The sequence below is a fragment of the Pedobacter sp. MR2016-19 genome, from assembly GCF_014947265.1.
GTDB lineage: Bacteria > Bacteroidota > Bacteroidia > Sphingobacteriales > Sphingobacteriaceae > Pedobacter.
Genome location: NZ_JADCNK010000043.1, coordinates 1 through 4,005, shown reverse-complemented (window position 1 = coordinate 4,005; position 4,005 = coordinate 1). Strand labels below are relative to the sequence as shown.

5 protein-coding genes are annotated in these 4,005 nt (G+C 34.9%); all 5 read left to right on the top strand.

Annotation, left to right across the window (positions count from 1 at the left end):
• Positions 1–169: 169 nt before the first annotated feature.
• Complete coding sequence (locus IM793_RS24605) at positions 170–982, top strand: hypothetical protein (protein WP_193426144.1); 813 nt, start codon at positions 170–172, stop codon at positions 980–982.
• A complete protein-coding gene (locus IM793_RS24600; protein WP_193426142.1) occupies positions 948–1,370 on the top strand; it encodes a hypothetical protein in 423 nt (140 codons plus the stop codon). The genes IM793_RS24605 and IM793_RS24600 overlap by 35 nt, the downstream gene beginning before the upstream one ends.
• A gap of 158 nt (positions 1,371–1,528) precedes the next feature.
• The gene (locus IM793_RS24595) at positions 1,529–2,392 is read left to right on the top strand and encodes an N-acetylglucosamine kinase (protein ID WP_227256386.1); all 864 of its coding nucleotides are present in this window, start codon (positions 1,529–1,531) and stop codon (positions 2,390–2,392) included.
• Between the two features lie 107 nt (positions 2,393–2,499).
• Positions 2,500–2,892 carry a PleD family two-component system response regulator gene (locus IM793_RS24590; protein WP_193426140.1) on the top strand — a complete coding sequence of 131 codons (393 nt, stop codon included), beginning with the start codon at positions 2,500–2,502 and terminating at the stop codon, positions 2,890–2,892.
• 98 nt (positions 2,893–2,990) lie between these two features.
• Positions 2,991–3,728: a DUF4241 domain-containing protein gene (locus tag IM793_RS24585; RefSeq protein ID WP_193426138.1), complete on the top strand. Its 738-nt coding sequence runs from the start codon at positions 2,991–2,993 to the stop codon at positions 3,726–3,728.
• The last annotated feature ends 277 nt before the right edge of the window (positions 3,729–4,005 follow it).

The following is a 4,005-nucleotide window of genomic DNA, read 5'->3' as shown; positions in this document are numbered from 1 at the left end:
GAAATAACACTGAATATCAGTTATTTACATAAATGTCATTATAAGCAGGGCAGGCACTAGCTGAAGCAATCTTTTAACAGAGCATCTTAATCATTTTAGGATACTGATATTATAATTTTTGCGATTAACTAAAAAATTCGTTAAATTTATTACTGTTATCTATCGCCTAATGGAAAACAGTCTGATCAATACACTCAAATCTCGTTTTGCAATATTGCAAAGCCAACCCTTAACCGGGGGTATTGTTGCAAAAAACCTACGCATTACCGATAACGGGAGTGGTGAGCTGAGCCTGTATGGCGATTTTACCATTACCTTAAAAGTATTGGACCTAACCTCAAATGGTGCGCCCAACTTAAATAGTTTAATGACCTTTACGCAACAGGTAATTTCAAATAAGTTGCGGGGTGGTGGGTATAAAAGTGGGGTAATATTTTTCGAATACAACGCTACTAGAAAATCTTTTAACTTAAAAAAGAACCATACCTACTCCATTCGTTATAATTTTAACTTTAGGGTAAATGTTATACTAATTGATACGTTAAGCCAGTTAAGAGGTAACGATTTTGTATTAGCTGTGGTAGATGGCATCGGCCATCAGTTTACAGATAAGTATGGAAGACAGCATAGCTCGGGAGGGCTTACCCAAGGTAGTGATGGTGGCGGTCCAGCGGTTGTCAGTTATAGTAGTTGGTTAAAAAACAAACATATAGGTGTTCATGAATTTTTTCATACACTTAATTTAGATGATATTGAAGATGCTGACAAAAAGAATAGATTAATGTATCATTTGGGTGATAATATTGGTCATTCTCTATCTGATACTGAAAGAGGTACTATTATGAATTTTATAATGAGAGACCTAAGGGATATGACAAAAACCACTTATTCAAATATTACGCTCAACACAGTAAATAGATTAAGAACATTTTTAAATAATTCGACAAATGGATTCAAATATAATAAAGCTAAGTTTAGGTAGCTTATTAACTCTCTTAATCATATCATGTATTAATAAGTCTGAAAATAATTCTAATGCTATGGTTATTAAAAAAAAAATAATAGATACCTGTAAATACTATGCATATGATGCACATCAGATTGTATCAAATCTTAGTTGTAAATCCTGTCATTTATCTCCAGATCTTGAAGAAAGAGATGATAGAGGTTGGCCAACATTCCGTGGCTTAGCCGCAATGGATAGTTTAAAGCTTATTGACTATGTATTCACGAAAAAACATAAAGGTTCATATAGTAAAAACGGGGCATTTAAAACAACAATTATGGACACCTTAAATGAGTGCGAAATAAAAAGTGTAATCCGTTATATAAAAGATTCTGGAAGAGATATTCCAATGTCTAGCCAATAATGTTAATTAAAATTATTAATCAGTTTAAATTTGCAAAGTATTGATAATCGGAAATTTACTTTTGTTTACGAATTCATCTATTTTCCAAAATGGTTTAACAGAAGTAACGAAATTATTTCAGGTATAAAATTCTATAATTAATTTTTATATTTAGTGCCATGATACTTGTTGCAGATAGTGGCTCATCAAAAACCGATTGGATGGGCTATCATAATGGCGAAACCATTAAATTTAGCACCCCTGGAATAAATCCTTATTTCTTAAGTGAACAAGAAATAACCAAGCTGATTTCTAAAAATGAATCTTTATTACAATATGCCAATGAGGTAAAAGAAATCTACTTTTTTGGAGCTGGTTGTTCTTCTCCCGACAAACATGAGGTAGTCTCAAATGGTCTGTCAGCCGTTTTTGGTAATGCTTTTATTTCGGTAGACCACGATCTTCTCGGGTCTGTATATGCTACCTGCGGAAATGCAGAAGGTTTAAACTGTATTTTAGGCACCGGATCGAATATCTGTTATTTCGATGGAAAAAAAATCCATGACGGGCATCATGGCCTGGGCTACGTTCTTGGTGATGAAGGTTCTGGTACTTTCTTTGGGAAAAAGGTGCTTTTAAGTTATTTATACGATAAAATGCCACTAACGTTAGCTGCAGAATTTAAAAAGTCTTTCCCTGCAGAAAAAGAGCAGATTATTACGAATGTGTATCAAAAACCTTTCCCTAACATCTATCTGGCAGGCTTTAGCCGCTTCATGGCTGATCATAAGGACCATCCATTTATTCAGGACATTTTAAAAAGCGGATTTCAGGAGTTTGTAGATACGAATGTTAAAGACTATCCCAAACACAAAAATGTACCTTGCCACTTTGTAGGTTCTATTGCCTACTATTACCAGGATGCGCTTATCTCGGTACTGGTAGAAAATGGTATCGAGCCCGGTAAAATTTTACAAAAACCGATAGATGAACTGTTTAATTTCATTTTACATAAAGAAGGCATCATACAACAGGCCAGCTAAACTAAAATCTACTTTGCCATAATAAATTGTTAAAATATGGTTAAGATTGTAAACATATCTACAAAAACTTTTGTTATACTTTTAACAGCATATAATTGCACACACATATGAAGAGAATACTGGTAGTAGATGACGATATTGAGGTTTTAGAAACCATACAATTAATACTGGAAATCGGAGGGTTTAAAGTTTCAGCACTGAATGATGGTGAAGAGATTTTTAACAGAATTGAAAAATTCAATCCAGATTTAATCTTACTTGATATTTCCCTCGGGCATATTGATGGGCGTGTATTATGCGAACAGTTAAAATCGATTGAAAGCACTTCCAAAATTCCAATTTTACTTATTTCTGGCTTATACGATCAAAAAGATTTTACAACCTTAAACTACGGCCAGGACGATTTCTTATCAAAACCATTCCAAATGGATGTGTTGCTTAAAAAGATCACTAAAATCCTATCATTGGAAGAAGATAAACCAAGTTTTCATTTAAATTAATTTCCATTCGGATCCAAAATATTAGCCAGAAAGACTTTAATCTTCCTGGCTTTTTTATTTTTATCTTGTATCTATCTTAAAACAAAAAACTGCATATCATGAAACCAAGTGAAGAATGGTTAAAGACCTGGAATGAAAAGCGTAACCTGCTGGCTTGCCCAAACAACCTTAACGATTATTTCGAAGAAACAACTGTAGGAGGAAAAAAAATCGATCATCTTGAACTTGGCAGCGTATCCATTCCAACAGGAGAGATTTTGGTACGCGATCCATTGGTTTATATTCAAAAAGATGCCGAGCCTTATCTGATCAAAGTACCAACGGGCGAATTTCCCGTTACTGCCGCTGTAGTGGTGCCAGATGATGATGATTGTGCCCGTTATGCCGCGGTTAAGGTACAGTTTACCGCTCATGATGCCATCAGGTTTGAAGAAGCATTAATCGGAACCGAAGATCTTGTTGATTTTAACGAAGGCGAATTTTTCGGGTTTAATGTTGATGCAGGTTTAGGATGTGTTTTAGATCAAGAAACACTAAAACATTTCTGTGCTTTCCAGGATAAATTTCACAAAGAAAATCCAGGTAAAAATCTATACGATGATCATTTCGCGATACTTTTTGCTGCGAACTACGCCGAAAACCCTATTTATCAACGCGAAGCCGGCGACTGGATCAACTGGAAAATTCCAGGAACAGATTATCATATTCCGTTTTTTCAAAGTGGTTTCGGTGATGGCACCTACCCTGTTTATTATGGTTTTGATGTTGAGGATAAGGTGTGCTCGCTAATTATCCAGTTTATTGATATTGAGTTGGCTTATAGTGAGGAAGAGTAAATTATGATTATTAATGATGGTCTGTGCGGCAATATCATAAGTTAAGTCTCAGCAACAAGCAAAATAATTTAACCACAGATGGGAAGGATGCACACAGATATAAAAATCCGTGTTTATCTGTGTACATCTGTGGTTAAAAACCCTTATCTTCTTAATTTAAGTACATTGGTCTGTGAGGACACAGACCTCGGAATCGACTACAGAAGAAAAGGTCTTCGACTCCGCTCAGACTGACAACGACTGTGATTAACTTAACAACATAGTGGAAATAAAGACT